Annotated in this window: 1 protein-coding gene; it reads right to left on the reverse strand. The window is 65.9% G+C overall.

Translation table 11 applies throughout. From position 1 onward, the window contains the following. Positions 1–158: 158 nt before the first annotated feature. A partial coding sequence (locus tag ALA01S_RS31145) for an IS5 family transposase (protein ID WP_066343664.1) occupies positions 159–1093 on the reverse strand: 935 nt, incomplete at its 5' end.

Consider the following 1093-nt stretch of genomic DNA (forward strand, 5'->3'; position numbering starts at 1 on the left):
GGGCAACGCTGAATAAGTTGCCGTTTTCAACGAGCCAAGACGGTGGGATTCCGCGATACGGAATGGAGGCAGTCCAGGTGCGCGCTTCAAGGCGAATGGCCTGCCAATCACTGCCATCGCGGCGCCGCAGCCGCGCTCGGCGCCCATTTCGGGCGCACTCATGCCAAGTGCGCCCGGGCCAGGTAGATGTTGGCCAGCCCCAGCGCGACGAACGAGCGCGTGGCGTTCTTGGCCAATCCGCGGTAGCGGGCTTTGCTGAAGCCCCACAACCGCTTGACCACGGCGAACACATGCTCCACCCGGGCGCGCACCTTGGACTTGTTGCGGTTCTTCGAGCGCTGGGCTTCGTCGATCTCTGCGCCCCTGCGCACACGCTGGTTGGTGAAGTCCTTGGCCTGCGGCGCTCCGGCCTGGATCAGCGCCTTCTGGCTGGCGTAGGCACTGTCGCCATAGACACGCCGCTCGTTGCCGTGCAGCAGCTGCGGCAGCGGGTGCTTGTCGTGCACGTTGGCCGCCGTCACCACGGCTCGGTGTGCCAGCCCGGTGCGGCTGTCCACGCCGATGTGCAGCTTCATCCCAAAAAACCACTGCTGTCCCTTGCGCGTTTGGTGCATCTCGGGATCACGGGCCTTGTCGGCGTTCTTCGTCGAGCTCGGCGCGCCAATGATGGTGGCGTCCACGATCGTGCCGGTGCCCAACTTCAGTCCACGTGCCTGAAGCACCTGGCCGACTGCAGCAAACAATTGTTCGCCCAGCCTGTGACGTTCCAGCAGACGGCGAAACTTCAGCAGCGTCGTGCCGTCGGGCACGCGCTCGCAGCCCAGATCGATGCCCACCAAGCGGCGCAGCGCCGTGCTGTCCAGCAGCGCCTCCTCGCAGGCATCGTCGGCCAGGTTGAACCAGTGCTGCACGAAGTACATGCGCAGCATGCGCTGCAGCCCGATGGGCGGGCGACCGTTGCCGGCCTTGGGATAGTGCGGCTCGATCACCGCGCACAGCTGCGGCCACGGCATGATCTCTTCCATCGTCGCGAGGAAGACGTCGCGCCTGGTCGGACGACGGTAGCGCTCGAATCCGGCTTCCTGGTCGGCGG

The organism is Azohydromonas lata NBRC 102462 (genome assembly GCF_001571085.1).
Lineage (GTDB): Bacteria > Pseudomonadota > Gammaproteobacteria > Burkholderiales > Burkholderiaceae_C > Azohydromonas > Azohydromonas lata.